The organism is Armatimonadota bacterium, assembly GCA_031432545.1.
GTDB lineage: Bacteria > Sysuimicrobiota > Sysuimicrobiia > Sysuimicrobiales > Sysuimicrobiaceae > Caldifonticola > Caldifonticola tengchongensis.
In genome coordinates this window covers 123290-150287 of the sequence record JAVKGX010000002.1, presented here as the reverse complement: position 1 = coordinate 150287, position 26998 = coordinate 123290, and the positions used below count along the sequence as shown (strand labels likewise).

The window sequence follows — 26998 nt, the reverse complement described above, 5'->3', positions numbered from 1 at the left end:
GGAGGTATCGACGATGCGGACGCACAGGACGCTGTTGATCGGCACCGCGGGAACGGCGCTCGCCTTGCTGCTCGGCATCCAACTGATCCCCGCCCCCTGGGCCCAGCTGGAGGCGTCCCCGAGCGGTTTCGCCCGATACCCTTACGGCGGTGCCACGCTCAACGGCTGGATCGCCGAGTCGTACGCGGAGACCGGCGCCGGCGATCTGCCGGCGTTCACGTCCTGGCTGGAGGACACCTACTGGGCCGACTCCTCCGTCCACTGGAAGGGCGTGGCGGATCTGACCGAGGCCCTGCGGCGCATCCGGGCAGACCTCCAGCGCACGGCGGGTGTCGACCAGCGGTCGGCGCTCGAACGGGAGGCGGCAGCATGGCTGCACCGCGTCACCAAGAGACTGATTCCGCGGTTCAGCATCGAGCGCGGCTACGAGTTCGCCTACACTGTACGCTACGGGGAACGCCAGTGTTTCCTCCAGTCGGTCCTCCTGGCCGCACTGCTGCAGGGGGCGGGCATCGAAGCGGGCACGTACATGGTGTGGAGGAACGACAAGGGACAGACGACCAACAACGGCCACGCGACGGCATTCGCACGGCTCTCGAACGGGCGTGACATCCTCGTGGACGCCTCCTACCCCGAGCCGTTCGTCCGGCACCAGGGGGTGTTCGTACGCCACGGTGACACGTACCGGTTCGCGGAGCCGCTCTACGCCGCCGACGGGACGATCACGGGCTACCGGGCCAGCCGCCGGGCCATCCCCTTGGGGACGATTCAGGGGCTGGACGAGGCGTTCTTGCGCTCCCAGTTCTACTTCTACCGCGGCGAACACGCACCCGGCGGGTGGCTCGCCAAGCCGTCCACGCCCCAGGGGCTGGCACGCTCTGCGGCCCACATGGAGCAAGCGCAGCGCCTGAACCCCGGCAATCCGCTGGCCGTATACGTATTGGGGCACGTGTACCGCAAGCAGAATCGCATCGCAGATGCCAAGGAGCAGTACCGGCGCGCTCATCGTCTGTACGACTCCTACGGGTACGTCCCCGCCGGACCCGCCGATGCCTACCGCTGGGCCACGCGGTAGCCGCCGGCTGCTTTACTCCGGCGGGACCCGCGCGCGAGATGTCGGTCTGCGGATGGCCACAGTCACCTGTGCGCTCGCGTTGTCCGCGGCCGTCCCTGTCTGGCCGTCACAAGCGGCCCCCCAGCCAGCCACACCGGCCGAACGCCTCCGGCAGGCGTTGCTGCGGGTCGAGCCCTCCGAGCGCGTGGTGCGGGTCGTCGTCGACACGAACGGCCGGATCCGGGTCGCCGGCGTGGTGCTAACGTACGACCCCCGACAACGTGATCCGGTGCCCGCGCTGCAAACCCGCACGTGGCGGTTGGCTGCGGTGGCGTTCGCCACCTTGGCGGATCTGACCGAGTTCCACGTGACCGCGTTCCACCACGCCGGAGGGTGGTTCGACGGAAACCGCTGGGACGTGACGTTCACGGCGGCGGTCTCTGCCCGCGAACTCCGAGCGGCCGCCGACGGTTCCGCCGACCGCGTGCTGCGCAGCTGGGCCCATCCGGCGCTCCGGGTCTGGCCCGCTGCCCAGCGTATGGCAGCGCTCGACGTGTACGCGCGCTCCCTGGCCCCGATAACCTACGAATCGCAACCGACCTTCGTGGGCCGGGCGGTGGAACGGATCGTGGAACTGCGGGACCGTCTGATCAGCATGTTCCGGGGCGGTCCGTCGGACGGCAAGATCTTCCGCGGTGCGCCGAACCGCACAGCGATCGCGCTGACGTTCGACGACGGTCCGGTCCCCGTGTACACGACCCTGCTGCTCGACACGCTCCGGTCGCTGAACGTGCGATCCACGTTCTTCCTGATCGGGACGCGGGTGCTGCAGTACCCGTACCTCGCCCGCGCGATCGCCGACGACGGGCACGAGGTCGCCAACCACACGCACACCCACCCGACCCTCACGCAGCTTCCTCCGGCGGTGCTCCGTACCGAGATCGCCCAGGCCCAGCGTGCCATCACGGCGGCGACCGGCCGGACGCCGCGCTACTTCCGACCGCCCGGGGGGCAGTACAACACCGCCGTCGTACGCGAGGCTTCGCGCCAGGGTCTGGCGACGGTGCTGTGGAGCGACGCGCCGGGCGACCACACTGCCCCTGCCCCCGCAGAACTCGCCGACCGCATCACGCGGTCCGCCCGCAACGGTGGGATCGTGCTGCTGCACCAGGGCATCCCCCAGACCATCCAGGCCCTGCCGGCGGTAGCCTCCGAGTTGCGGCGGCGCGGGTTCTCCCTGCTCACCGTCACCGACGTGGTCTCCGAAGAGGAGGCGTCGTGATGGACCCGCCGATCGATCGGCCAGACCCTGGTGGGGCAGGCGGGGTGGCTACAGGCGGAGGAAGATCCGCCGACGGTACAAGACGAAGAGGACGAGCCACCAGAAGGCGACCACAGCGGATGCGTACGCCCAGGCGCCATGGAGGGCGCCCATCTCCTTGACCAACCATCCCAGTACGGCCTCGTGCAGGGTCGGTCCTTCCGAGCCGACGGGCAGGCGCAGGCGTTGGACGACGTACACGCGGAACAGGATGGCGCCCATGTATACCAGGATCGCGTTGGAACCCAGCACGACCAGAGGCAACGCGACCGCCCGCCAGCCCCGCACGTCGAGCAGCCCATACAGGCCACCGACCGCGAGAGCGCCGGTTCCGATCACCCACAGGACCAGCGAGGGCGTCCACAGCGCCCGGTTGAACGGCATCTCGAGCTGCCACAACCAACCGGCCAGCGTCAGGGCCGCTCCGCCGCCGACCAGCCAGCCGATGCGCCGCACCGCCGGTAGGGTGGCGCGTGCGAAGACCTCTCCGGCGAGGGTCCCGGCGATGACGATCGCGGATGTCGGCACGAGGGAGGCGAGCCCGGCCAGATGGTATCTCTGGAAGTAGGTGGTGTTGAGGTAGTGCAGGATGTTCCGTCCCGGCTCCAGCACGCCGCTGCCGACACCGGGCACCGGCGCAAACTTCAACAGCGCCCAGTGGCCCAACACCAGCGCAGCGCACAACGCCGCCCTCCCGCCGACCGGCAACCGCGCCGTCGTCGCGGCCACGAGATAGGTCAGACCCAGCACCTGCAGGATGCCCAGACCGAGGTACAGGCGCCCGTACACGCTCGTGTACACCACCAACCCCAACACGACCAGCAAGAACGAACGTCGGAGGATCCGCAGCACCGGCGGGAGACCTCCGGCGGCCTGGCGCGACCGGGCGGCGCTCAGGGGAATCGCCACACCCATCACGAACAGAAACCACGGGAAGACCACGTCCGTCAGCGTCACGCCGGCACCCCACGGGGCGTGCCGCAGCTGCACCGGTATAGAGGGGCTCCAGACGATGTGGTTGGCCAGCAACATCCAGAAGATCAGGAACCCGCGGAAGGCGTCCAGTGAGGCGACGCGCGCCGCCGCTGCGTCCGCTGGCGACGCGTCCGCCGCAGCCGATGCGGAGGATGCCAAGCTGCGTCCGACCGTCACGACCTGCACGTATCCATTCTATGCGCGCGGGCACGGGACGAAAACCGTTCTGCTGTGCGCAGACCGCGTCGACACGTCCTGGCGAGCTTCGCCGGGCGCACGGGACGCGCGGACGACGCTCAGGCCACGGAACCGACGAGGGGGAGGCGATGCGCGAAGCGCTGATCGTCGAGGCGATTCGGACGCCGATCGCCAAGCGCGACCGGGGTCTGCGGGAGGTCCATCCGGTCGATCTGCTGGCGGATCTGCTGACCGCGCTTGTGGAGCGGACCGGGATCGATCCGGCCCGCATCGACGATGTCATCGTCGGCTGCGTCGACCAGGTGGGCGAACAGGCCGCCAACGTGGCGCGCAACGCATGGCTGGCGGCGGGGCTGCCGGAGTCCGTCCCCGCGGTGACGATCGACCGCCAGTGCGGATCGAGTCTGCAGGCGGTCCACTTCGCTGCCCAAGGGGTGATCGCCGGAGCCTACGAGGCGGTGATCGCCGGCGGCGTGGAGTCGATGACGCGCGTCCCATTGTTCGCGAACGCGGCGCGCGGACCGGGCACCCCCCTGGTCGCCAGGATGCGCGACCGCTACCGGTTGGAGAGGGAGTGGTTCGACCAGGCCGAGGGTGCTGAGCGGATCGCGCGGCGGTGGGGGTTCGGGCGGGAAGACCTCGACCGGTTCGGCCTGGAAAGCCACCGCAGGGCCTCGGCGGCGCAGCGCGCCGGCCGGTTCGAGGCAGAGATCGTGCCCGTGGGCGGTTTGGCCGCAGACGAAGGCATTCGGCACGACACCTCGCTGGAGAAGATGCTGTCGCTGCCGCCGGCCTTCCCGCACCTGGAACTCATCACCGCCGGCAACTCCAGCCAGATCTCCGACGGCGCCAGTGCGGCGCTCATCGTCTCGCCTCGGGCCGCCGAAGCGCTCGGGCTGCGGGTGCGCGCCAGGTTCGTCTCGTTCGCCGTGGTGGGCGTCGACCCCGTGACGATGCTGACAGGGCCCATACCCGCCACGTGGAAGGCGCTCGAGAGGGCGGGCCTGCGGGTGGAGGACGTCGACCTGTTCGAGGTCAACGAGGCATTCGCGTCGGTGGTCCTCGCCTGGCAACGCGAATTTCGGGCCCCGTGGGACCGGGTGAACGTAAACGGCGGCGCAATTGCCCTGGGGCACCCCCTGGGGGCCACCGGTACGCGGATCCTCGCCACCCTGCTGCACGAGATGGAGCGTCGCCGGGCCCGACACGGCCTGATCGCGATCTGTGAAGGCGGCGGCATGGCCAACGCGACGGTCATCGAGCGGCTGCCGTAGACGGGCCGCAAAAACCGGAGGGGGCATCGCAATGCCCCCTCCGTCACCGGCCCCTCACCCGAGGCTTGGCTGTGGTCACACCATCGGTGGCGTCGGTGCGGTGGATTCCTCCTCCTCCTTCTTCTCGACGACGATCGCCTCGGTCGTCAGCAGCAGCCCCGCCACCGACGCCGCATTCTGCAGCGCGGACCGGACGACCTTCGCAGGGTCAACGATCCCCGCATTCATCATGTCCTCGAACCCACCGGTGAGCACGTTGTACCCCACGTTGGGGTCGCTGAGCTGCTTGACCTTCTCGACGACGATCGAGCCTTCCTGACCGGCGTTGACCGCCAGTTGCTTGAGCGGCTCCTCCAGCGCCCTGCGGACGATCGCGGCGCCCACGGCTTCGTCGCCCTCCAGCTTCAGCGCCTCGACCGCGCCGATCGCGCGGACCAGTGCGACGCCGCCGCCGGGCACGATCCCCTCCTCGACGGCCGACCGCGTCGCCGACAGCGCGTCTTCGACCCGCGTCTTCTTGTACTTCATCTCGGTTTCGCTGGCGGCGCCGATCCGCAGTACTGCAACACCGCCGGTGAGTTTGCCCAGTCTCTCCTGAAGCTTCTCACGATCGTAGTCGGAATCGGTCTCCTCGATCTGCTTGCGTATCTGTTGGATCCGCTTCTCGATCTCCTTGCTGTCACCCGCTCCACCGACGACGATCGTCTCCTCCTTGCGGACACGGACCTGCTTGGCGCGGCCGAGCTGGGAGACGTCGGTGTTCTCGAGCTTCAGTCCCAGTTCCTCGCTGATCACCGTGCCTCCGGTCAGGATCGCGATGTCCTGCAGGATCGCCTTCCGGCGTTCTCCGAACGCGGGCGCCTTCACCGCGCAGACGTTTAGGGTGCCGCGCAGCTTGTTCACGACCAACGTCGCCAGGGCCTCGCCCTCCACATCCTCGGCGATCAGCAGCAGCGGGCGGCCGGTCTGGACCGTGCGCTCCAGCACCGGCAGCAGGTCCTTCACCGCCGACACCTTACGGTCGGTGATCAGCAGGAACGGCTCCTCCAGGACCGCCTCCATCTTCTCCGGGTCGGTCACGAAGTACGGGGAGATGTAGCCCTTGTCGAACTGCATCCCCTCGACAATCTCCACCGTCGTCTCGATGCCCTTGCTCTCCTCGACGGTGATCACGCCATCCTTGCCGACCTTATCCATCGCATCGGCGATGATCTTTCCGATCTCCGCGTCGTTGGCCGAGATCGTCGCGACCTGCTCGATCGCCTCCTTGGTCTCGACGGGCTTGGCGATCTTCCGGATGTGTTCGACGACCGCCTCTGTCGCCTTGTCGATGCCGCGCTTCAGTGCCATCGGGTTGCTTCCGGCGGCGACGTTGCGCAGCCCCTCCCGGATGATCGCCTGGGCGAGGATCGTCGCCGTGGTCGTGCCGTCACCGGCGACATCGCTCGTCTTCGTCGCGACCTCGCGGACGAGCTGCGCGCCGGCGTTCTCGAACGGGTCTTCGAGTTCCACTTCCTTGGCGACCGTCACGCCGTCGTGGGTGATCGTGGGCGACCCGAACTTCTTTTCGAGCACGACGTTGCGGCCCTTGGGACCCAGCGTCACCCTCACCGCGTCGGCCAGCTTGTTGACCCCGCGCTCGAGTGCACGCCGCGCGTCCTCGTCGAACCGCAGTTCCTTGGCCATCTCCATCACCTCCGGGATTACCGCATCGCGAAAGGACGCGCCGTACCCTATGCCTTTGCGGCGACGGGCTCACGCTCCACGATCGCCAGGATGTCGCTCTGGCGCAGGATCAGCAGATCCTCGTCGTCGATCTTGACTTCGGTGCCGGCGTACTTGGCGAACAGCACGCGGTCGCCGACCTTCACGTCCATCGGCAGCCGCTTGCCGTCCTCGTCCAGCGCGCCGGGACCGACCGCCAGGACTTCACCGTGCTGCGGCTTTTCTTTGGCGGTATCGGGCAGCACGATCCCGCCCTTGGTCCGCTCCTCCTCTTCCAGCGGCTTCACGACGACACGATCACCGAGCGGCTTGAGCCTCATGTCTGCATCCCTCCTCGAACGGACGTGGGTTGTGGTGCTTAGCACTCGCGGCGTCTGAGTGCTAATCCGTCTCCATAGTAGGCCGCCGGCCGCAGGTCTTCAAGCCCCTGTTCCACGCCCCGGCGACACGGAGCCGAGGGCGGGCGGCCGTGCGACTACGCGGAGGTCGCCAGCGGCAGATCGGCGATCGCGGTGAGGTTCCACGCCGCACGCTCACCCGCGGCCAGACGGTAGGCGCCCGCGCAGGCGATCATCGCGGCGTTGTCGGTGCACAGATCCGGCGGTGGCACGAACAGCGGGACCCCGGCACGCTCGGCGGCGTTGCTCAACCTCTGCCGGAGGAGTCGGTTCGCGGCGACCCCGCCCCCCAGCAGCACCGATGCGGGGCGGCGGTCCTGCAGCGCCTGGCCCGTCCGGCTGACCAGGTGGTTGACGACTGCGGCCTGGAAGGAGGCCGCCAGGTCGGCCGGGTCCGGCGCGGGGTCGGACCGCAAGGCCCGGACCACGGCGGTCTTGAGGCCGCTGAAGCTGAAGTCGTAGCCGCCCTCGCCCGCCAGCGGCTCGGGGAGCGATACGCGGCCGGGGTCGCCGTCGCGACTGAGGCGGTCGATCTCCGGTCCACCGGGGTATCCCAGACCCATCGCCCGCGCGGCCTTGTCGAATGCTTCGCCGGCGGCGTCGTCGCGCGTACGTCCCAGGACTTCGTACGCTCCGTACGCGGGGATCCACAGCAGGTCGGTATGCGCGCCGGATACGACGAGCGCCAGAGCGGGCAGCGGAAACGGGCCGTGCGCGAGCACGTTGGCGTAGATGTGCCCCTCCAGGTGGTTGACACCCACCAGGGGCAGCCGCGTGCTCGCCGCCAAGGCCTTCGCGAATGCGACCCCGACCGCCAGGGCGCCCACCAACCCGGGTCCGTAGGTGACGGCGATGCCCTCGATTGCGGGCCGATCGGAGCCGTCCGCTCGCACAGGCAAACGCACCCCCCCGCGTTCGAGGGCTTCGTCGACGACCGGCAGCAGGCGTTCGATGTGCCTCCGCGACGCCAGTTCGGGCACCACGCCGCCGTAGCGGGCATGCAGGTCCACTTGCGACGCGACCACGTTCGACAGGATCTCCCGTCCGCGGACCACCGCGGCCGCGGTCTCGTCGCACGACGTCTCGATGCCCAAAACCACCTCACCGGTCATGGATCCATGGTAAACGGCGAAGAAGGATGCATGACAGATCCTGCAGCCCGCCTTCGATTAGTCGCTGGAAGTCTCGAGGGCGGCGCGCAGCGCGTCGAACCGCTGCCGGAACGGCTCCTCCCAGATGTTGCCGGTCCACATGATGATGGCGTCTTCGCCGTTGTCGCTGTAGTAGCGACGGCGCACGTGGACCTCGCGGAATCCGTATTTCCGGTACAGGGACTGCGCGATGCGGTTGGACTTGCGCACCTCCAGTGTGACCCAGCGCGCGCCGCGGGAACGCGCCTGCTCGATCAGCGCCGCCAGCAGCCGCTCGCCGATTCCCTGCCCACGAAACCGGGGGTCCACAGCGATCGTGGTGATGTGCGCCTCCTCGAGGATCACCCACATGCCGGCGTAGCCCACCACGTCTTCGCCCTTTCGCGCAACCACGTAGCAGGCGACCCGGTTCTCACGGATCTCGCGCCGGTAGGCATCCGCGGGCCAAGGGGTTGCAAACGACTGACGCTCGATCTCCATCACGCGCGGGATGTCCTCCGCGCGCATCGCGTCGATTCTCACCGCCGACAGAAGCTTCATCCCACACCGGCAGCGCGCAGCGCCGGGCTCCGCCCGTACCGCGGCTGGATCGAGTACAGACTCTCCCCGCCCTGCAGGATGCGGCTGCGGCCCACCGCGGCCACCGTGGCCGCGCGCGGCGCCCACAGGACGCGTTCGGCGATCCGGGCACCGGGCAGCGCCGCCGTGAACAGGTCCCCGTAGGCCAGCAGACCGTCGCCCGTCAGAACCAGTCCGCGCAGGTCGATCCCGCAGGCAGAAAAGCGCACCAGGATCTGCTCCGGTGGGGCGGTCACCTCCTCGACCGCACGAACCCATCCGTGGTCCCGACGCGCGAACAACGCGGCGGCGACCTCGCCGCGTCGGGCGTCGAGGACCGGTACCACGGCGTCGGCGCCCTCCATGGCCGCCGCCATCGCCTCCAGCGTCGGGACCCCGCACGCCGGCAGGTCGCGTCCCCGCGCCCAGGCCTGGGCGGTGGCGATGCCGATCCGCAACCCCGTGAACGACCCCGGACCGACGGAGACGGCCACCCCTTCCACCGCCTCCGGTCCGAGGTCACTTTCGCCCAGCATGTCCTCGATCGCCGGCGCGAGCCACTCAAGCGCACGGGCACGGCCCACCAGCGTCCGCTCCGCGCGCAGTCCTCCGTCGTCCACCAGTGCGACGCTGCAGGCCCGCGTCGCCGACTCGATCCCCAGGACCAGCATCCGCCCCTACCCCGAGCCCGGCGCCAGACGACGGGCGAACGGCTCGCTCGACGCCGCGCGGCCGGGCTCGTGCACGTGGGCGTCAGCCGCCCAGCGTTGGGCCAGCTCCGTGCTGCGGACGCCCACGGGACGCAGGTTCAGCGCCCGTCGATCCCCCTCCAGGATTTGCATCTCCACCCACAGGCTGTCGACCGGCAAGACATCCCTCGCGCGCTCGGCCCACTCGATCACGACGACCCCGCCCTCGTCGAAGAGCTCATCCAGACCGATGCTGAGGAGGTCCGCCGGGTCGAGCCGGTACAGGTCGACGTGGTACAGGCGCAGCGAACCGTGATACTCCCGGATCAGGGTGAACGTCGGACTGGCGACGTAGCCACGCACCCCCATGCCCGCGGCCATGCCCTGCACCAGGGTCGTCTTGCCCGCCCCCAAGTCTCCGGTCAGCGCGACGACATCGGCCGCCCGCACCGCCCGGCCCAGAGCCCTGCCCAGCGCGCGAGTCTGTTCGGGGCCGTCCGTCACCCACCGGCGCCAGACCATTGCACCTCAGTCCCGGGCATCGCGCGCGAGGAACGGCCGCAGGAGATCGATCGGAATCGGGAAGATCGTCGTGCTGTTCTGCTCGCTCGCAATCTCCGACAGGGTCTGCAGGTAGCGCAGCTGCAACGCGATCGGCTGCTCGGCGATCCGGCGCGCCGCCTCGACCAGCTTCTCCGCCGCCTGGAACTCGCCTTCGGCGTTGATGATCTTTGCCCGCCGTTCGCGCTCGGTCTCGGCCTGACGCGCCATCGCCCGCTTCATCCCCTCCGGGAGCGCGACATCCTTCACTTCCACCGCGGTCACCTTGATCCCCCAGGGATCCGTGGCCTCATCGATCGTCTGCTGGAGCTGCTGGTTCACTTTCTCGCGCCGCGCCAGCAGGTCGTCCAGTTCGTGCTGCCCGATGACGCTGCGCAGGGTGGTCTGCGCGTACAGCGATGTGGCGCGCACGAAGTCCTCGACCCTCACGATCGCATCCTCCGGGTTGACGACGCGGAAGTAGACGACCGCATCCACGGTCACCGGTACGTTGTCGCGCGTCATCATCTCCTGCCGGGGGACGTCGAGGGTGACGATCCGTAGGTCGACCTTGATCATGCGGTCGATGACGGGCCACAGGATGAACAACCCCGGCCCCTTGGCGCCCACGAGTCGCCCGAGCCGGAAGATCACGCCGCGTTCGTACTCGCGGACGATCCGGATCATCGAGGACAGCACCACGAAGACCAAAACCAGGATGGTGACAGCCGTGGTGGTGGTCACGATCTCTCCCCCTCCCTCCGCACGCGCAGGCGTAGCCCCTCCAGTCCCACTACGCGGACGCGCTCACCCGGTTGGATCGGATCGCCGTCCGCTTCGGCGGTCCACAGCTCCCCTTGCACGAAGACGGTACCCGCCGGCGCGATCTCCGACCGCGCCACCCCGACCGCACCGACCAGGGCTTCCCGTCCCGACGACGGTCGGCGCCGCTGGGCACGCAGTCCCGCTCCGACCGCGAACAGGAAGAACGCCCCGGTCAGCAGCCCCAGGACGAGCACGAGTTCCACAGACGTTCGCAGGTACGGCTCTTGGTTGCTCGTGAGCAGAATTCCTCCCAGGATGAACGAGATGATGCCCCCGACCCCGAGCACGCCAAAGCCCGGGGTGAACAGCTCCGTGATGAACAGGGCGACGCTCAGGCCGATCAGCGCCAACCCCGCATAGTTCACCTGGAGGATGGCGAACGACGTAAAGGCCAGGATCAGCGCGATCGCGCCGACGACGCCGGGAAAGATCGCACCGGGATTGTTCAGCTCGAAGATGATCCCGTAGATCGCGATCGTCATGAGGATGAGGCCCACGTTCGGCTCCGCTAGGACGTCCAGCAGCCGCTCCCGAACATCCATTTCCAGCCGCACCGTCTCGGCGCCGCGCGTACGCAGCAGGCGTCTCTCGCCGCCCACCTCGACCGTCCGGCCGTCAGCCCGGACGAGCAGCTCTGCAAGGTCGGCGGCGAGGAAGTCGATGACGCGCAGTCGGACCGCCTCTTCCGAGGAGATCGATGCCGCCTCGCGGATCGCCCGCTCGGCCCAGTCTGCGTTGCGGCCCCGGCGCTCGGCGATCGTGCGGATCTTGGCCACGGAGTCCTCGGTGGCCTTGCGCAAGGCGGTCCGCTGGCTCTCCGTCTCTTGGCCCTCGCCCACCGCGATCGGCGTCGCGGCGCCGAGGTTCGTCGTGGGCGCCATCGCCGCCACGTGGGACGCGTAGACGACGAACACCCCAGCCGACGCCGCTCGGGCGCCGGCGGGCGAGACGTACACGATCACCGGGAGGGGCGCATTGAGCAGCGCCTTCGTGATGTCGTCGGTGGACCGCAGCAGACCGCCGGGCGTGTCGAGTTCCACGACCAGGGCTGCCGCACCGGCTCTGTGCGCCTCTGTGATCGCGCGCTGGATGTAGGTCGCCGAAGCGGGCGAGATGACCCCGTCGACCCGGATGACGTAGACGACCGGACGCTCGGGGGCCGCAGACGCCACGGCAGCGCCGAAGGCGAGGATCAACGCGAGGACAGAGAGCCGGACTCCCACGAACGCGCCTCCCTCCCTACCGTACTGCACAGCGACCGCTGCGGGGAAGCGGCGGCAGCAGGCGTGGACCCTCAGACCCGTCGTCGCGGCTCGGACCCCATGCGGCTCACCGGGAAGGCGTGTCAGCTTCACGCCCACCCTGCCCCTGGTCGAGGGGTCCCGATCCTCGCCCGCTTCCCTCCTGTGTCCGCTGACGCTGGTAGATCGCCTCGACATCGCGCAGCGTGCTGATTTCCTGCGCCGTCTTGTCGTGGCGGATGCGCTTGATGCGGGGGAAGCGCAGCGCGTAGCCGGAATCGTGGCGATCGCTGCGCGTAACGGCGTCGAACGCCACTTCCAGGACCACCCGGGGTTGGACGACCTTGTAGCGGCCACGGTCGCGTACGGTGTGTGCTGCAAACCACTCCGTGAGCTCGGCGATTTCGCGGTCGGTCAACCCCGAATACGCCTTGCCCACCACCCGCAGCGCGTCGCCGTCGCGAATGGCGAAGGTGTAGTCGCTGAGCACGCCGGCGCGCCGGCCGTGTCCGTGCTCGACCGCGACGACCACCACATCCAGCGTGGCAAGTTCGTCCTTCCACTTGACCCACAGGTTCCCCCTACGCCCGGGCTGGTACGGGGAGTCCAGACGCTTGATCACCAGCCCCTCGTTGCCGCGGTCCCGCGCCGCGCGAAAACGCGCTGTCAGCGTCTGCGGGTCTGCGACCTCGTCCGCGAGGGTCGGCCGGACACGCTCCCCGAAATGCAGCTCAGCGAGGCGGCGGCGCCTGGCGGCCAGCGGGAGATCCAGCAAATCCTCCTCGCCCAGGCGCAGCAGGTCGAACACGAATAGCACCACGGGCACTTCCAACAGCAGCGGGCCGGGATCGACGCGGCGCAGGCGCTCCTGGAGGGCGTAAAACGGCAGCGGCCGCTGCCCGCGCCACGCCACCACTTCACCGTCAGCGATGTAGCTGTCGCCCAGACCGCGCAGGTCTTCCTTCAGGTCGGGAAAGCTCTTTGTGACGTCCTCGAGCATCCGCGAATAGATCGCCACCCGATCCCCGATCCGGTGGACCTGCACGCGCACACCGTCGTACTTGTCCTCGGCCAGCACCGGACCGCCGTTGGCCAAGGCTTCCTCCGCGGTGAAGACCGTACCGGCGAGCATGAACCGAAACGGGTGGAAGGACTCCAGGGCGGCGCTGCCCAGCGCCCCGTGCCGCGCCATGACGGCGACCTCGCCGATGTCCGACCGGAGCAGGTTCGCCCGCCGGACTGCGTCGGGGTGTGCGCCGAACGCTTCGGCGACGGCGTCTTCCAACAACCCCTCCCGCAACCCGATCCGCAGGTCACCGGTGAGGATGCGCACGAGGTACTTCCCTTCGTCAGGAGAAGCCTGCTCGAGCAACGCCCGCAGCGCCCGCAGCCGCGCGCGGCGCGATCCGGCGCCTTCTGCAGCGGCGGCCTCCGAGAGGGTTTCGTGTACACCGGGCAGTGTCAGAGGACTCGCGAACAGCGGCGCGATCCGGCGCCGGCGGAGGAGTTCTGCGGCCACGTCGCCGATGTCTCCCCACCGGAGGTAGGCCTCGCTCACCTGTCGGTCGGACGCGCCGGTCAGATCCTGCAACACCGACATGATCGCCGACCATCCGACGTTGGCCTTGCGGGGAGTGCCGGGCGGGAAGAGGCGCCCGGTGAGATAGGTGCAGGCGATGCGCAGGGAGTCGTCGTCCAGTGTCTGCAGGTACCGGGCGAGGATGGCGGTCTTCTGGCGCTTGGCGGCGTTGGCGGCCACGGCGTGCATGGTGCGGGCGAGGTCGCTGAGGAGGGCGGTGGCCACGGCTCCTAGGATTCTACCTCCCCGCAAGCTCTCCAAACCCGGGATCCGATGCTTCACATCCTCGCGCCGAAGGGTGGTTTGCGGTGTCGAGGAACCGCCGATCTGTCAGGATCTGCAGACGCCATCCTTGTCGGGGCTGCTGCCGTCGGCTGGCCTTCGAGGGCGACCTGCGGAGGACCGCACGAGTCGGGCCCGCATGCGCTCAAGGGTCGCGATCCCCGAAAGCTGCATCCGTCCGCGCAGGCCGTCCCATTCCGCCCGGGCGAGCGCCCGATCGACGACGGCCAGCGCCGCTTCGGGGTCGCGCAGCACGTGACGGGCGACCCGAGCTGCTCGCCGCAGGCTCACCTGGGCGGGCAGGATGGCCCGCTCCGCCTCGGCCATCCACAGCGCAAACAACCGGCGCCCGTCGCCGCGGGTCCGGTACAAGCGCGCCAGCCGTCGCACGGCCGTCCATCGCCGCCCCGGATCGCACTCTTCGGCCAGCGCGCGTTCGTACGCCTCCAGTGCGCGATCCTGTCTTCCCAACCGCTCCAGGTGCAGACCCAGCCCAATCGGATCGACCGGCACCGGGGGACTGCGACCGTCGCAGATCGCATCCGCCAGCGCGTGGAGGCTGAGCAGCGTCAGCACATCTTCCCGGTTGTGGTCCACGACGTCCTCGAGCAGCGCATCGTCCCCACTGCGCAGGAACTCGATGTAGCGTGACGGGATCAACCCACCCGGGATGTCACGGTCACGTCGGTGGCCGAGGACCTCCCACTCGATCGCTGTCAGCCGCGCGGTGCCGACCGGCTGCCGCCACAGCCGCCGGGCGACCGGGAGCAGGTCGAGGTGGGGCGGCTCGTCCCACGGCAGGCTGAGGCGTTGCAGCCGAAAGCGCACCTCCAGCAGCGGCCAGTCGAACCGACGGCCGTTGTACGTGACCAGGACGGATGCCTGGCCCAGGCGGTCCCGCACGACCTCCAGCATCGACCGCTCGGCACCCAGCCGCCGCAGCAGGTACTGCTCGATCACCACGTGGACACCTTCCCGAAACGCCACGCCGATCAAGAAGACCTGCGTCCCCGTCCCCGCGGCCAACCCGGTGGTCTCCGTGTCCAGCCACATCGTTCCGTCCGCCGGCGCCTCGCTCAGCCGCACCGGGCCGCGGCGCGCGTGGGCCGGGAAGCTGGTCCGCAGGACCTCGAAACCCGGCCCGGTCATCGGGTGCCAGGCACCGATCTCCCGCCGCTTAAGCCGATGTCGCACCGTCGTGTCCTCGCCGCCATCGTGCCTGGCACCGATTTCGCCGTCGGAGCCGGTGCCGAAACCCCTGAGTTGCCGGCAATTCAGTGCCAGGCACCGCCTAGGGTACCTCGGCCCGCAGCAGCGCCCGTGCCAGGGTCTTGCCGTCCGTGCCGACCTCAAGCGGGGGGCCGACGCACGAGGGACACCCGGCCGGGCACGGGCAGCCGGCGACCAACTCCGCAGCCGCCTCCCACAAGGCCGCGTGGAACCCATACAAGCGCTCGGCCAGCCCCACCCCTCCGGGCACTGCGTCGTACAGGAAGAGCGTCGGCCGGCCGGTGTGGGGAGCCCGGATCTGACACGTGCGTCCCAGATCGCGCGGATCGCACATCAAGAACAGCGGCGCGGCGTTGTGGAGCGCATGGGAAAGCCCCAGCAGAGCGCTCTCGATCTGCTCGTTGGACAGATCGCGCACGAGCGCTTCGGGGAGGGTTACCCAGTAGGCGGTCGTGTGCAGCGTCGTCTCGGGCAGGTGGATCTTGCCCCATCCGACGTTTTCGTGCGTGTGGAGCTTCAGCTTCTTGAAGATCGTCGGGCGGTATGTGACCGAAACCTCTCCGTAGGCGCGGTCCACGGCCGTTCGCTGCGACGCCGATTCCACGAGCACGCGGATGTCGGCGGCGATCTGCGCATCGGTGTAGTGATCGACGCGCACCTCGTGCACGTACGCCTTGCGGTCTTCCCAGTTCAGCCGCTCGACGTGGTACTGACGACCCAGGTGCAGGTAGATCGCACCCTCGTGCACCAGTGCCGGCGCGCTGGCGAGATCGACCTCGCCAATCACACGTGGCCGTGCGCGTTGGGTGACGTCCACGATCACGACGTTTTCGACCGAGGCGGACCGCAGGGAGACCTCCTGGGCCGGGTAGGCGCCGTCGACGTAATGCCAGCGCCCGTCCTCCTCGTGCAGGACACCGCACTCTTGCAGATAACCCAGGATCTCGGTGAAGGTGCTGGGCCCGAACGACTCGTCCGTGCGCAGCGGCAGCTCGAAGGCGGCGCACCGCAGGTGGCTGGTCAGGACCAGCAAATTGTCGGGGTGGACGAGCGCGTGTTCTGGGCACCGGTCAAAGAAGAACTCGGGATGGCGGGCCAGGAACTGGTCCAGCGGATCGCTCGTGGCGACCAGGATCGCCACGCTCGTCTCTGACGACCGGCCGGCGCGTCCGGCTTGCTGCCAGGTCGACGCCACCGTCCCCGGGTAGCCGACGAGCACCGCGGCCTGCATTTGCCCGATGTGGACGCCGAGTTCCAGAGCGTTGGTGCTCGCCACGACGCGTACCGAACCGTCCCGCAACCCCCGTTCGATGGCCCGCCGCTCCGAGGGGAGGTAACCCGCGCGGTATCCCCGCACGGAGGCCGGGGGAAGAGCCCACCGACGTGCGACGTCTGTGAGGTAGGTGGTCATCAGTTCGGCGCGCAGGCGAGAACGGGCGAAGACGATCGTCTGGATGCGGTTGCGCACGAACTCCGAGGCCAGGTCGCGTGCCTCCAGCAGCGCGCTGCGGCGGATCCCCAGTGCGCCGTTGACCACCGGCGGGTTGTAGATCGCGAAGATCCGGCGCCCCGAGGGCGCTCCGCTTCGGTCGACGAGGACGCACGGATCGCCCCACAGACGCCGCGCGTGCTCCTCGGGGTTGGCGATCGTCGCCGAGCAGCCGATGAACTGAGGGCTCGCACCGTAGAATGCGCAGACGCGGCGCAGCCTGCGGAAGACGTTGGCGACGTGGGATCCGAACACGCCGCGGTACGCGTGCAGTTCGTCGGCCACCACGTATCTGAGATTTTCGAACAGCCGGAGCCACTTGGTATGGTGGGGCAGGATCGCGGCGTGCAGCATGTCCGGGTTGGTGACGACGATGTGACCTGCCGTCCGAATCGCCCCCCGTGCCGACGGAGGCGTGTCGCCGTCGTATGTGTAGCAGCGAATCGAGGCGTCCGTCCGATCGACCAGACCCAGCAGCTCGTCCACCTGGTCCGCAGACAGGGCCTTGGTCGGGAACAGGTAGAGGGCCCGGGCCTGCGGGTCCTTGAGTACGCGGTCCAATACCGGCAGATTGAAGCACATCGTCTTGCCGCTGGCCGTGGGCGTCGCCACCACGACGTTGCGTCCGGTTTGTGACAGCTCGTAGGCCTCTGCTTGGTGGCTGTACAGCCGGTCGATCCCGCGCTGCCGTAGGGCCGCGGCGAGCCGGGGGTGGAGGCCGGACGGGAGCGGTGCCCACGACGCGCGCCTTTCGGGCAACTCCCGCCAGGCCACAAACCCCTCCGCGAACCGCCTGGAAGTCCGGAGAGATCCCAAAATCTGGTCAAGGGTCATCCGGTACTCCGATCAGACTTTCGGCGTATATGTGTTCGCCTCTCCGAGGGAAAATCCTCCTCGGACATTTGGATATCTGGATTGCAGGTTGAAGGACCGCTGGAGGCGGCTGTCGGATGCCGGGCGACGGGCCGAAGGAGTGCGCCATCAGGCGCGTCCGCCGACGCGCGCCCGAGGGCCCAGGCACATCAGCCACGAGCGGGGTGTCGCCGCACAGGTGCACCCGCGCGCCGGAGCCCAACGTGCCCACGGAGGCCTCGACCGGGGGATTTGGAGATGGTGGGCGCTAGAGGACTTGAACCTCTGACCTCTTCCGCGTCAAGGAAGCGCTCTCCCTCTGAGCTAAGCGCCCTCCGATGCAGTATAGCACGTCGCAGCGGGCAGGGCCTGACGCGCGCCTACCGACCCCACTGCGGCCCTCCCAGGACGACCGATACGTGCGTCGCCTGAGACGTCTCGCGCGACAGGAGGTACAGCCCGGCCTCTCGGAAGGTGAGCCGCACCTCGGTGCCGACGGACAGCGCACCGCTGGGATCGAGGACCTGCACCTCCCCCACCGGCGTGTCGACGAGGTACTCGCACCCCGTGCCGACGGGGATCGGCGAGGTCCCGCCACGTGCGGGGAACCGGCACGTTCTTCTCCCGTAGCAACGCTCGTTGAGAGCCCAGCCCAAGATCCCTGCGTACAGCGGGATGTACTTGTTGGCGACGGCCTCACGGAACTCCGGGCGCAGGTCGGCCCACGCACGCGGACGGTAAAACTCCGTCAGCCCCTCCTCGTTGGCCACCAGGTGCGGATCGCCGGTACCTCCGAACCAGACGTCCAGAGAGGGGTTCTGGCGTTCCGCCCGCATCCGGGCGAGAGCCTCCCCGGAGCTCAAGCGCACGTAGTCCAAAGAAATCCCGTGGCCTTAGGGAACTCCGCCTTGACCGCATCGCACCACGCCGGGTTCGGGCTGCACAGCAGCACGACCCTCCCGGCGGCCGGGCCCGCGACGGCGGCCCCGGCCGCCACCACCACCATCGTCACCACGAGCACGAGAGCCCTTCGCATCCGCCCCCTCCGATCGTTGCTGATGTCCCCTTCAGTTCGATGGGCCTGACTCCGTTGCCTGCCAGGACCGTTCTCCGGCCGGGAAGCCAGCCTCCGTGGGCACACCCTGCCGTCACGGAAGGACGTGGATCCGGTCCGGAGGGACCCGCAGGTAGACGTCACCGTCCAGGGCGTCCTCCCCAGACGTCGGGACATCCACCACCCACCGGATCCCGCCTGCGTCCACCCAGTACCGTGTGACGAGCCCGAGGAAGCTGCTCGTGACGATCCGGCCGCGCACCACGTTTCCGCCGTCCTGTGGCGGGCGCCGAACCAACTGGACGGCTTCCGGACGCACGACCAGGGTCAAGCGTCCGGCGGCGGCCCTGCTCGATGGCACGGCGAAGGGGCGGCCGTCAAAGCTGACCTCGCCGGGCCGGATCGCCTCGACCTCGAGAAAGTTGGTGAGCCCCACGAAGTCGGCGACGAAGCGATTGACCGGGCGATGATAGACGTCCTGCGGCGTGCCGACCTGCTGGATGCGTCCGTGATGTATCACGGCGATCCGATCGGAGATCGCCAACGCCTCCTCCTGGTCGTGGGTCACGTACACCGTCGTCTTGCCGAGTTGCCTTTGCAACTGGCGGATCTCCGCCCGCACGCGGATTCGCAGCTTCGCGTCGAGGTTGCTCAGGGGTTCGTCGAGCAGCAGGACCTCCGGCTCGACGACCAGGGCTCGAGCCAGCGCGACCCGCTGCTGCTGTCCGCCGGACAGCTGGTGCGGGAACTTGTGCTCCTGACCGGTCAACCCCAGCAGTTCCAGCACCTCCGCGATGCGACGGGCCGCCTGGCGATGCGGCGTGCGCCGCATCGCCAGGCCGTAATTGACGTTCTCGGCGACGGTCATGTGGGGGAAGAGCGCGTATTCCTGGAAGACCATCGCGGCATTTCGCCGGTGGGCAGGCACGTCGGTGACGCGGACGCCGCGGACGAGGATGTCGCCCTCGTCCGGGCGCTGGAACCCGGCGACCATGCGCAGGATCGTCGTCTTGCCGCAGCCCGACGGACCCAGCAGCGTGACAAACTCCCCCTCGGAGACGTCCAGGGATACGCCGTCGACGGCGACGGTCCGGCCGAACCGCTTGCGGACGTCGACCAGCCGGAGGTGTGCATCTCGGCCCACCGGTCTTCCTCCCGATGCCACCGTTGGCCCCCTACCCCATCGGCGACGTGCGGAGGACACGCCCGGCGCCAAGCCAGGTCGCGCCGATGGCTGCGAACGTGAGGAGCAACAGCATCGTCGTGAGCGCCGCCGCTGCGCCCCAGATGTTGTTTTGGATCATGTTGAGGATCACGAAGGTTGCAACGACCTGGCCGGGGGCAATCAGGAAGATCACGATGCTCACGTTGGTCACCGCACGGATGAAAGATACCGCGAACGCGTCGAACACCGCCCGCACGAGCAAGGGCACGTAGACGTCCCGCAGCACCCGCAGCCCCGTGGCACCCAGATTCGCCGCCGCCTCCTCGATCGAGCGGTCGATCTGCTGGAAGCGGGCGCGCGCGGCCTGATATCCCATCGGCAAGTGCCAGAAGGCCAGGGCGATCGCGAGCAACCAGAGGCTGCCGCCCAGCGGCGTTGGATTGAACGCCAGCACAAAGCCGACCCCCACGAAGACTCCGGGCAGCGCACCGGGCAGCACCGCCAGGAAGTCGAGGATCTGGCGCCCCGGCAGGGCCCGAGAAGTCAAGAATGCCACCAGCACGGCGACGGCGGCAGTCCCCGCACCAGCCAGGGCCCCGATCCGCACGCTGGTCCACAACGTGTCGATGCGGTCGGTGGCCAGGCGCCAGTGGTCCAGTGTCGGTGACCAGTCGCGGCCCCATACCGCGGTCACCGCACCCGCCACGACCCCAAAGTAAACGAGCAGCACCATCAGCGCGGCGAGGGCGCAGACGGCGAACGCCGCCCACTTGAACAGGGGCGGTGTGGGTGGGTGTTCTAGGCGGGAGCCCCGACCGGTCACGGTGACGTACACCCGCCGGCTGACCCAGTACCGCTCCAGCAAGAACAGCGTCAGGCTGGGGACCAGCAGCATCGCCACGACGAGCGCAGCCCCCCTGAGGTCGCCCATGCCCTCCATGCGAAACCACGCCTCGGTCGCCAGTAGGGGGAATCCACCCGCGATGATCACCGCGTTGCCGAAGTCGGCGAGAACGGAGATGGCGACGACCAGCATCGCGCCAGCGACGCCGGGCCGGATCAGGGGAACCGATACGGTGCGCAGGACCTCCCACTCGTCGGCCCCCAGGTTGCGGGCTGCATGCTCCAGACTCGGGTTCACCGCATCCAGCACCCCCGCGATGATCAGCATGGCGAGGGGGAAGAACGCGATCGTCTGGACCAGCCACAATCCCCACCAGCCGAAGATGTTGACGTCCAGGCCCAGCAGCGTGCGCGTGATCAGGCCCTGACGGCCGAACATCAGGATGTAGGCGAAGGCGACCATGAACGGTGGTGCGAACAGGGGGAGCATCGCGACGGTGCGGAAGAACCGCCTGCCCGGTACGTCGATACGGGTCGTCGCGAAGGCGAACACGAACCCCAGCAACGTCGCGGTCGCTGTCGACAGAACCATCATCAGCAGACTGTTTCGGGCTGCCTGCACCCACCGGACGCTGTGGGGGATGGCGAGGTAGTCCTGCCACGACGGATAGACGAGCACGCGGAACGCCGGGTAGAGGACGAACGCGCCGAGGACGGCGGCCGCAGCGCCGAACGCGATCGCAAGGCCCGGGTCGGCCCGCAGGCGCGCCGCGAGCCGGCCCGGGTGAATCCAAGTCGTCATCTCGGAGCTTCGGCTGCCCCGCTCAGCGTCCGATGTCGCGGGTCCATTGCTCCCGTATCCTCGTTTGGTTTTGGATCGCCCACTCGAGGTCGTAACGCACGAAGCGCAACTGGGCGAACGGCGTCGCTCCGGCTGGCACGCTGACGTCGGCCCGCACGGGGTAACGGAAGCCGAACCGCGCGTTGATCTCCTGGGGCGTGCGGCTCATCAGGAAGTCGACGTAGGCCCGCGCGCCTTCCAGGTTGCGGGTGCCGCGGAGGATGGACACCGCGCCGACTTCGAAACCGCTGTCGGGCGGCACGGTCACCTCCAGCGGCGCGAACCGCAGCGCCCGGGCACCGATGGCCTCGTGCGCCCACATCATCCCGACGATGGCCTCGCCTCGCTCCAGCAGGGTGATGGTGCCGGGAGCGGTCGGCGTGTACTGCGAGGCGTTTGTGTTCAGCGCCCTCAGGTAGGTCCACGCGCGCTCTTCACCCAGACGAAAGATCTGCGTGGCCACGAAGATGTATCCGCCGCCAGTCGTCACCGGGCTCGGCATGACGAACTGACCGCGGAACTCGGGACGGACGAGATCGTCCCAGGTCGTGGGCTTGCGGACACCCCGCGGCCCCAGTTCTCGGTCCCACCGTTCTGCGTTGACGATGATCGCCAGCGCACCGAGGTACCAGCCGTGCCAGTATCCGTCCGGGTCGAGGTATGCAGGGCTGACCCGGGCTTCTGCTGCCACCGGTGACCGATACCGGACGAGCAAGCCCTCCCGGGCGAGCGGGATGTGGAAGTCCCGCGACCCACCGACGAAGACATCCGCCCGCGGCCGATCCCTCTCGGCACGAATCCGCGCTTGCAACGTCCCCGCCGCCGCTACGCTGAGCGCCTCCACCTGGATGCCGGTCCTGCGCGTGAATTCCCGGTGGATCATCGACGTCTCCAGATCGGGCAGCGCCGAGTAGACGACGATCCTGCCCGCCTGTGCCCCCGCACCCGTCGTCCCCGCGAACACGGCGACCAGCAACAACACGACCACGAAAAGCCTGCGCATCCCCTACCCCTCCCTCGCGTGATGTGACTGGCTGTGCCCCTGCTCCACCCTCGTCTCGGCCCCCGCCTACCGGAGAAACGGTGCGGCTCGCGCACGGCGAGGACAATTCGGTCGAAGACACCCGGCCGTCAACCCGGATTCCGCGGTCCTTCGGTACGCGTCTGCGACAGGGGTCGCAGCACGAACCGCTCGATCACCTCGCGCAGCCCGCCTTCGTCGTTGCTCGCCGTCACGAAGTCCGCACGCTCGCGCAGCTCAGCGGGCGCGTTCCCCATCGCGACGCCGAGCCCCGCTGCTTCGATCATCGTGAGATCGTTGAAGTTGTCTCCCACGGCGATCGTCTCCTCCAGCGGCACGCCCAACCGGTCGGCGACCGTCGCGAGCGCAGCGCCCTTCGAGCTGCCGAAGGGGAGGATCTCCAGGTAGGTCTGCTCGGAGAAGACCGCTTGGACGGGCACGCGGAGCGAGGCGATCGCGCGGTCTACCTCGACGAGTGCGTCCCGCGGACCGATGATCAGGATCTTCATCGGCTGCTCGGCGGCAAAGGGCAACAGGTCGCCCACCTCCTCCACACGCAGCCCGTCCTTGCGCTCGTAGGCCTGGGTGACCTCGTCGCGGCGATCCACCAGCACACGGTCGTCCACGTACAGGTGGGGCCGCACGCGCGGAAACCGTTGGAGCAACCCGAGCGCCAACGCTGCGTGCTGGGGGTCCAGCGGCACGCGCCGCAGCACTTCGTCGCGGACGAAGTCGTACACGAGCCCTCCATTGTACAGGATCACCGGCGGGTCCGCGCCCATAGCGCGAACGTACGGCTGGGCCGAGCGCCAGATGCGGCCGGTGGCCAGACAGACACGCACGCCGCGGGACTGCGCCCGGCGGACGGCGTCTGCGACCGCCACGGGGATTCGACGGTCCGACGTCACCAGGGTGCCGTCGATGTCCGCTACGATCAGCCGGTAGAAACCATCGCGCTTGTCAATCAACTCTGCCTCACGCCCGGGCCGACTGCCGGTGCCCCATCCGGTCCGCTCTTGGGAAGGGGACGGCCGTCCAGCCGCTCACCCTTCCGCCAGCGGCAGGCGCACCGGCTGCTCGGTGCGAACCGCCCGGTAGCAGGCCTCGACGAGTTCCGTGGCACGGTATCCGTCTTCAGCGGTGACCGGCGGGGGGCTTCTACCGAGCACCGCGTCGATGAACGATCGGTCCTCTTCCGCGTAGCCCCACTTCTGCTCGAACGGGACCGCCAGGCAGTCGAGCGCCTCGGCGGCCTCGTGCGCGCCGGGGCTGAAGGTCACGCGCTCTACCCCCTCCGTCACGACCGCGCAGTGCTCGCCGTAGATCTCCACCCGCTCGTACGGAAACAGCCAGCTTGCATGGGCGACGCTGGTCAGCGATGCGATCACGCCGCTTTCGTGTCGCAACAGCATCACGAAACCGTCCGGTTCGCCGTAGACGCTCTGCCGCGCCAGCCCCTGGACCTCGACGACTTCACCGAGCAGGTGGCGCGCCATGTCCAGCAGGTGAACGGGTGTCTCGTACAGGTACCCCCCGGTGACCGCGACTTCCGACGTCCAGGGCGGATGGCGCAGTTCGCCGCGGTTGTGCTTCATCTGGGCCACCAGCGGGCGCAACCGGCCCTGCTCGATCAGCCGTCGCGCGAACCGGTACACGCCTGCAAACCGCCGGTTGAACCCGAGCTGGTATACACCCCTGGCGTGCCTGGCGGCCTCTCGGATCTTCTGCGCGTCCGCAAGAGATGTCGCCATCGGCTTCTCCGAGAAGACGTGCAGCCCGGCCTCCAGCGCGCGCAGGACGGGTTCGACGTGACGGGTGTTCGGCGTGCACACGTACAACGCTTGTGCGCCTGCATCTAGCAAAGCCTCGAACGACGGCAGAGCGCGAGAGTCCACCTCTGCGGCCAGGCGCTCCGCGGCCGCCGCGACCGTGTCGGCAATCCCCACGAGCCGCACACGATCGTCGGTTCTGAGGATGCGGGCGTGAATGCCCCCCATGAACCCAGCACCGAGTATGCCGATCCCAAGGGGCATCGCAACCTCCTAGATTGGCGTTGTGGGCAGCGGCAGCCGCGGTCGGGTGTCAGACGGCCCGCCGATCACTTACCCCCTATCTTCGAACAGCGCCGCCATCCTCTCCCGGCCCACCCGAGCGAGCGCCAGCGGATCCTGGTACCCGAGGGCGTCGTCTGCCGGGAACAGTTCGAGCGAGTAGACGCCACGGTACCCGATGTGCTGCAGGCCCCGGACAAATGCTCCCAGCGGCAGCACCCCGTCACCGGGCAGCCGCCGGTGGGCATCGCGCAGATCTCCTAGGGGCCTGTCTTCGGCGTCGTCCAGGTGCACGACGAACAACCTCGCCGGGTCGAGGGCGTCCAACGCGTGCCAGGACGATCCGCCCACGTGGAAGTGGAACGCGTCGATCACCAACCCGACGGTGCGGCGGTCGCAATCGTCCACGATGGCCGCCGCCTCCGACAGCGTACGCACCGAACAGTCCCCAAAGCCCAGGAACTCGAACCCGATGCGCACGCCGCGCCGCAACGCGATCTCACCCATCTGCCGCAGCGCCTCCACGGTCGGACCGACGGCGTCCTCGCGTCGCAGACCGTCCGGGAGCGGACTCGGCACGACCACGACATAGGGGCAGTCGAGCGCCGCCGCCCAATCGCAGAGGGTGGCGCACCGGCGCGCGGCCGCCTCCCACGCGGCGCCGGCCACCAGCGTCGAGCGGTCTAGGGCATTGATGCTCAGGGGTTCGATCCCCGCGTCTTGCAGTCTGGTTCGCAGGTCCGACAGGGTGTGGCCACCGCGCAGGTAGACCTCGATCTTCGCATCCCGCAGCTCCAGCGCGTCGTAGCCGGCCTCCGCCGCGATTTTCACGTCGGTGAGCAGGTCGGTCTGTCCGGTGGTGGCACCGTTGAGTCCCAGCCTGGGCGTGCTCGCCGACATGTGACTCTCGACCCGCCCCGACCCGTCCGTGCGCATGGGGGATGTTTCGACCGTCTCCTGCCCGACTCCCCCATGGCGGAGTACGCTTCCGCGGCAAACCTCCCTCATGCGGCCCCGACGAGCCGGAGGAAGCGCACGGCGTCGTCCCACATCGACACGTTGTTGAACAGGACGTACGTCGGTCCTGTGCACATCTCGCGCAGCTGCTGTAGGTCTTCGTCGGTGTAGCGGTATCGGTATCCGCCGCGGCCGTGCATGCGGTAGTAGCAGGGGTCCCCATACTGCGAGGGCGCGACGAACGGGTCGACACAGTGGATCAAATCAAGCTCCCTGCACAGGGCCTTGACGAGCGCGGGAGGCCAGTGGCCCCGCGGCTCCCACGCGAACCGCAGCCCCTCGCGCGGCACGTTGGCGAAGAAGTGCCGCAGGTTCGCGACGTGCGGGTCGGTGGGGCCGAAGCGGGCAGGGCACTGGAAGACCACGATCGTAGCCCGCAGCGCCCGCGCGACGTCGAGCGTGGCCTGCCACGCCACTTCCACCTCCCGGGTTGGCGCAAAGGACCCGTAGCGGTGCCGGAGCGCAACCGGGATCTTGTGGCCCAGGCGACGGTAGGTGGGGCTGTCGGGCGTGTGGGTGATCAACTGCCAGGCCTTCAAGGTGAACTCGAACCGATCGGGTACGCGCCGGCGCCACCGCTCTACGGTCCGGTGCTGCGGCATCCGGTAGAACGTCTGCTGAACCTCGACGACGTCCAGGTGCTGTGCGTACTCCTCGAACCGCCGCGCAAAGCCGCAGCACCCCACCCGGACCCTCATCGGCTCCTCCACCCTGCAGACAAATTTGCCACGTAACCTGGACCCGATCCTTGTCCTGCAGAGTGCAAAGGGAGACGATCACCCTGGAAGCGGGGGCCGCACCCGCCGGGGACGAAGATGGAACCCGTCGTCGGACCGTGGCCGGTCGACGCGCAATCTCTCCGGGCGGAGCAGGATCGTCTGGCCCGACTGTCCGTGGCGCCGTGGCGGCCGGGTGGGGCGATCCGGTCGGTCGGCGCCTGCTTCGTCTGCTTCCCGCGGGGTACGGCCGGAAGGGGAGCGGCCGGCGATCGAGCCTGGGCCGCAGCGGTGCGCATGGAGGGAGGCAAGGTCGCCGCGATCGAGGTCGTACGCAGCCAGGTCGGGGCTGCCTACGAGCCGGGACTGCTGGCACTCCGCGAGGGTCCGATCCTGGAAGAAGCCGTCCGCCTCCTGGCGTCGATGCCGGAGGTCCTCCTGGTCAATGCGACGGGGCGGGACCATCCGCGGCGCGCGGGACTCGCCCTCCACCTCGGGGCAAGGCTGGGTATCCCGACGATCGGGGTGACGAACCGACCCCTGCTCGCCCGGGGGGACTGGCCACCCGATGTCCGCGGCGCGATCAGCCCGCTGCGACTCGACGGCGAGGTCGTCGGCTACTGGGTACGCACGCGCCCCGCTACTCGACCCCTCGTCGCACACGCCGCGTGGCGGACCGACCCGCAGACCGCGGCAGAGGTGCTCCTCGCGTTGACGGGGCGTCGGAGGACCCCACAGCCCCTGCGTTTGGCGCGGAGGGCGGCCCGCATGGCTCGGATCGGGGATTGACCGTCGTGCACAGATGCCTGTCGACCTGGCGCCACGCCGCTGCCGCGACCGTCGAACGCAGGCCGTTCGGGCTCCCCGAGCGCCGCGGCGAGGGGCGGTGCCCCCAGATCGAGAAACTCT

General features: G+C 68.9%; 25 protein-coding genes and 1 tRNA gene. 4 read left to right on the top strand and 22 right to left on the bottom strand.

What is annotated here, in order from left to right; all coding sequences use genetic code 11:
- Window positions 1-13: 13 nt before the first annotated feature.
- Window positions 14-1075: a hypothetical protein gene (locus tag QN163_04410; protein MDR5683253.1), complete on the top strand. Its 1062-nt coding sequence runs from the start codon at window positions 14-16 to the stop codon at window positions 1073-1075.
- 52 nt (window positions 1076-1127) lie between these two features.
- Window positions 1128-2336, top strand: coding sequence for a polysaccharide deacetylase family protein (locus tag QN163_04405; GenBank protein ID MDR5683252.1), 1209 nt, complete (start codon window positions 1128-1130; stop codon window positions 2334-2336).
- 48 nt (window positions 2337-2384) lie between these two features.
- On the opposite strand, the gene QN163_04400 is transcribed toward QN163_04405, so the two are convergent.
- On the bottom strand, window positions 2385-3536 hold the full coding sequence (locus QN163_04400) for a DUF5009 domain-containing protein (GenBank protein ID MDR5683251.1): 1152 nt from the start codon (window positions 3534-3536) through the stop codon (window positions 2385-2387).
- Between the two features lie 140 nt (window positions 3537-3676).
- On the opposite strand from QN163_04400, the gene QN163_04395 reads away from it, so the two are divergent.
- On the top strand, window positions 3677-4822 hold the full coding sequence (locus QN163_04395) for a thiolase family protein (GenBank protein ID MDR5683250.1): 1146 nt from the start codon (window positions 3677-3679) through the stop codon (window positions 4820-4822).
- Between the two features lie 75 nt (window positions 4823-4897).
- On the opposite strand, the gene groL is transcribed toward QN163_04395, so the two are convergent.
- From groL to QN163_04290, 21 genes are all read right to left on the bottom strand, one after another.
- On the bottom strand, window positions 4898-6508 hold the full coding sequence (gene groL, locus QN163_04390; protein ID MDR5683249.1) for a chaperonin GroEL: 1611 nt from the start codon (window positions 6506-6508) through the stop codon (window positions 4898-4900).
- Window positions 6509-6555: 47 nt separating this feature from the next.
- Complete coding sequence (gene groES / locus QN163_04385; protein ID MDR5683248.1) at window positions 6556-6867, bottom strand: co-chaperone GroES; 312 nt, start codon at window positions 6865-6867, stop codon at window positions 6556-6558.
- Between the two features lie 155 nt (window positions 6868-7022).
- The gene (tsaD, locus tag QN163_04380) at window positions 7023-8057 is read right to left on the bottom strand and encodes a tRNA (adenosine(37)-N6)-threonylcarbamoyltransferase complex transferase subunit TsaD (protein ID MDR5683247.1); all 1035 of its coding nucleotides are present in this window, start codon (window positions 8055-8057) and stop codon (window positions 7023-7025) included.
- A 57-nt stretch (window positions 8058-8114) separates the two neighbouring features.
- The gene (gene rimI, locus QN163_04375) at window positions 8115-8636 is read right to left on the bottom strand and encodes a ribosomal protein S18-alanine N-acetyltransferase (protein MDR5683246.1); all 522 of its coding nucleotides are present in this window, start codon (window positions 8634-8636) and stop codon (window positions 8115-8117) included.
- Window positions 8633-9325, bottom strand: a complete 693-nt coding sequence (tsaB, locus tag QN163_04370; GenBank protein MDR5683245.1) for a tRNA (adenosine(37)-N6)-threonylcarbamoyltransferase complex dimerization subunit type 1 TsaB — start codon at window positions 9323-9325, stop codon at window positions 8633-8635. Before tsaB ends, rimI begins: the two co-directional genes overlap by 4 nt.
- Window positions 9326-9331: 6 nt before the next feature.
- Window positions 9332-9865 (bottom strand): tRNA (adenosine(37)-N6)-threonylcarbamoyltransferase complex ATPase subunit type 1 TsaE, encoded by a 534-nt coding sequence (tsaE, locus tag QN163_04365; protein MDR5683244.1) that lies wholly within the window; start codon window positions 9863-9865, stop codon window positions 9332-9334.
- Window positions 9866-9871: 6 nt separating this feature from the next.
- On the bottom strand, window positions 9872-10570 hold the full coding sequence (locus QN163_04360) for a slipin family protein (GenBank protein ID MDR5683243.1): 699 nt from the start codon (window positions 10568-10570) through the stop codon (window positions 9872-9874).
- Between the two features lie 53 nt (window positions 10571-10623).
- On the bottom strand, window positions 10624-11931 hold the full coding sequence (locus QN163_04355; GenBank protein MDR5683242.1) for a nodulation protein NfeD: 1308 nt from the start codon (window positions 11929-11931) through the stop codon (window positions 10624-10626).
- Between the two features lie 106 nt (window positions 11932-12037).
- Window positions 12038-13810 (bottom strand): ATP-dependent DNA ligase, encoded by a 1773-nt coding sequence (locus tag QN163_04350; protein ID MDR5683241.1) that lies wholly within the window; start codon window positions 13808-13810, stop codon window positions 12038-12040.
- A gap of 48 nt (window positions 13811-13858) precedes the next feature.
- On the bottom strand, window positions 13859-15004 hold the full coding sequence (locus tag QN163_04345) for a ribonuclease H-like domain-containing protein (protein MDR5683240.1): 1146 nt from the start codon (window positions 15002-15004) through the stop codon (window positions 13859-13861).
- A 97-nt stretch (window positions 15005-15101) separates the two neighbouring features.
- Window positions 15102-17363 (bottom strand): DEAD/DEAH box helicase, encoded by a 2262-nt coding sequence (locus tag QN163_04340; GenBank protein ID MDR5683239.1) that lies wholly within the window; start codon window positions 17361-17363, stop codon window positions 15102-15104.
- 277 nt (window positions 17364-17640) lie between these two features.
- A tRNA-Val gene (locus QN163_04335) sits at window positions 17641-17715 on the bottom strand.
- Between the two features lie 46 nt (window positions 17716-17761).
- On the bottom strand, window positions 17762-18217 hold the full coding sequence (locus QN163_04330) for a hypothetical protein (protein ID MDR5683238.1): 456 nt from the start codon (window positions 18215-18217) through the stop codon (window positions 17762-17764).
- 23 nt (window positions 18218-18240) lie between these two features.
- Window positions 18241-18417, bottom strand: coding sequence for a hypothetical protein (locus QN163_04325; protein MDR5683237.1), 177 nt, complete (start codon window positions 18415-18417; stop codon window positions 18241-18243).
- A gap of 112 nt (window positions 18418-18529) precedes the next feature.
- Window positions 18530-19579: an ABC transporter ATP-binding protein gene (locus QN163_04320; GenBank protein MDR5683236.1), complete on the bottom strand. Its 1050-nt coding sequence runs from the start codon at window positions 19577-19579 to the stop codon at window positions 18530-18532.
- 31 nt (window positions 19580-19610) lie between these two features.
- The gene (locus QN163_04315; GenBank protein MDR5683235.1) at window positions 19611-21245 is read right to left on the bottom strand and encodes an iron ABC transporter permease; all 1635 of its coding nucleotides are present in this window, start codon (window positions 21243-21245) and stop codon (window positions 19611-19613) included.
- Between the two features lie 22 nt (window positions 21246-21267).
- Complete coding sequence (locus QN163_04310; protein ID MDR5683234.1) at window positions 21268-22287, bottom strand: extracellular solute-binding protein; 1020 nt, start codon at window positions 22285-22287, stop codon at window positions 21268-21270.
- A gap of 128 nt (window positions 22288-22415) precedes the next feature.
- Window positions 22416-23273: a Cof-type HAD-IIB family hydrolase gene (locus QN163_04305; GenBank protein MDR5683233.1), complete on the bottom strand. Its 858-nt coding sequence runs from the start codon at window positions 23271-23273 to the stop codon at window positions 22416-22418.
- A 75-nt stretch (window positions 23274-23348) separates the two neighbouring features.
- A complete protein-coding gene (locus tag QN163_04300; GenBank protein ID MDR5683232.1) occupies window positions 23349-24338 on the bottom strand; it encodes a Gfo/Idh/MocA family oxidoreductase in 990 nt (329 codons plus the stop codon).
- A gap of 69 nt (window positions 24339-24407) precedes the next feature.
- Window positions 24408-25292 (bottom strand): sugar phosphate isomerase/epimerase, encoded by an 885-nt coding sequence (locus tag QN163_04295; GenBank protein ID MDR5683231.1) that lies wholly within the window; start codon window positions 25290-25292, stop codon window positions 24408-24410.
- 68 nt (window positions 25293-25360) lie between these two features.
- Window positions 25361-26071 carry a DUF72 domain-containing protein gene (locus tag QN163_04290; GenBank protein MDR5683230.1) on the bottom strand — a complete coding sequence of 237 codons (711 nt, stop codon included), beginning with the start codon at window positions 26069-26071 and terminating at the stop codon, window positions 25361-25363.
- Window positions 26072-26188: 117 nt separating this feature from the next.
- Here QN163_04290 and QN163_04285 point away from each other — a divergent pair, with 117 nt between their 5' ends.
- Window positions 26189-26878, top strand: a complete 690-nt coding sequence (locus QN163_04285; GenBank protein MDR5683229.1) for an endonuclease V — start codon at window positions 26189-26191, stop codon at window positions 26876-26878.
- Window positions 26879-26998: the final 120 nt, after the last annotated feature.

Coding starts and splice junctions, on each gene's coding strand:
- QN163_04330 (MDR5683238.1), bottom strand. CDS start 18,217: ATGCGGGCGGAACGCCAGAACCCCTCTCTGGACGTCTGGTTCGGAGGT.
- tsaB (MDR5683245.1), bottom strand. CDS start 9,325: ATGCTGGTCCTGGGGATCGAGTCGGCGACGCGGGCCTGCAGCGTCGCA.
- rimI (MDR5683246.1), bottom strand. CDS start 8,636: ATGAAGCTTCTGTCGGCGGTGAGAATCGACGCGATGCGCGCGGAGGAC.
- QN163_04340 (MDR5683239.1), bottom strand. CDS start 17,363: ATGACCCTTGACCAGATTTTGGGATCTCTCCGGACTTCCAGGCGGTTC.
- QN163_04315 (MDR5683235.1), bottom strand. CDS start 21,245: ATGACGACTTGGATTCACCCGGGCCGGCTCGCGGCGCGCCTGCGGGCC.
- QN163_04325 (MDR5683237.1), bottom strand. CDS start 18,417: ATGCGAAGGGCTCTCGTGCTCGTGGTGACGATGGTGGTGGTGGCGGCC.
- QN163_04285 (MDR5683229.1), top strand. CDS start 26,189: ATGGAACCCGTCGTCGGACCGTGGCCGGTCGACGCGCAATCTCTCCGG.
- QN163_04295 (MDR5683231.1), bottom strand. CDS start 25,292: ATGCGCACGGACGGGTCGGGGCGGGTCGAGAGTCACATGTCGGCGAGC.
- groL (MDR5683249.1), bottom strand. CDS start 6,508: ATGGCCAAGGAACTGCGGTTCGACGAGGACGCGCGGCGTGCACTCGAG.
- QN163_04360 (MDR5683243.1), bottom strand. CDS start 10,570: ATGATCCGGATCGTCCGCGAGTACGAACGCGGCGTGATCTTCCGGCTC.
- groES (MDR5683248.1), bottom strand. CDS start 6,867: ATGAGGCTCAAGCCGCTCGGTGATCGTGTCGTCGTGAAGCCGCTGGAA.
- tsaD (MDR5683247.1), bottom strand. CDS start 8,057: ATGACCGGTGAGGTGGTTTTGGGCATCGAGACGTCGTGCGACGAGACC.
- QN163_04310 (MDR5683234.1), bottom strand. CDS start 22,287: ATGCGCAGGCTTTTCGTGGTCGTGTTGTTGCTGGTCGCCGTGTTCGCG.
- QN163_04300 (MDR5683232.1), bottom strand. CDS start 24,338: ATGCCCCTTGGGATCGGCATACTCGGTGCTGGGTTCATGGGGGGCATT.
- QN163_04405 (MDR5683252.1), top strand. CDS start 1,128: ATGGCCACAGTCACCTGTGCGCTCGCGTTGTCCGCGGCCGTCCCTGTC.
- QN163_04395 (MDR5683250.1), top strand. CDS start 3,677: ATGCGCGAAGCGCTGATCGTCGAGGCGATTCGGACGCCGATCGCCAAG.
- QN163_04290 (MDR5683230.1), bottom strand. CDS start 26,071: ATGAGGGTCCGGGTGGGGTGCTGCGGCTTTGCGCGGCGGTTCGAGGAG.
- QN163_04410 (MDR5683253.1), top strand. CDS start 14: ATGCGGACGCACAGGACGCTGTTGATCGGCACCGCGGGAACGGCGCTC.
- tsaE (MDR5683244.1), bottom strand. CDS start 9,865: ATGGTCTGGCGCCGGTGGGTGACGGACGGCCCCGAACAGACTCGCGCG.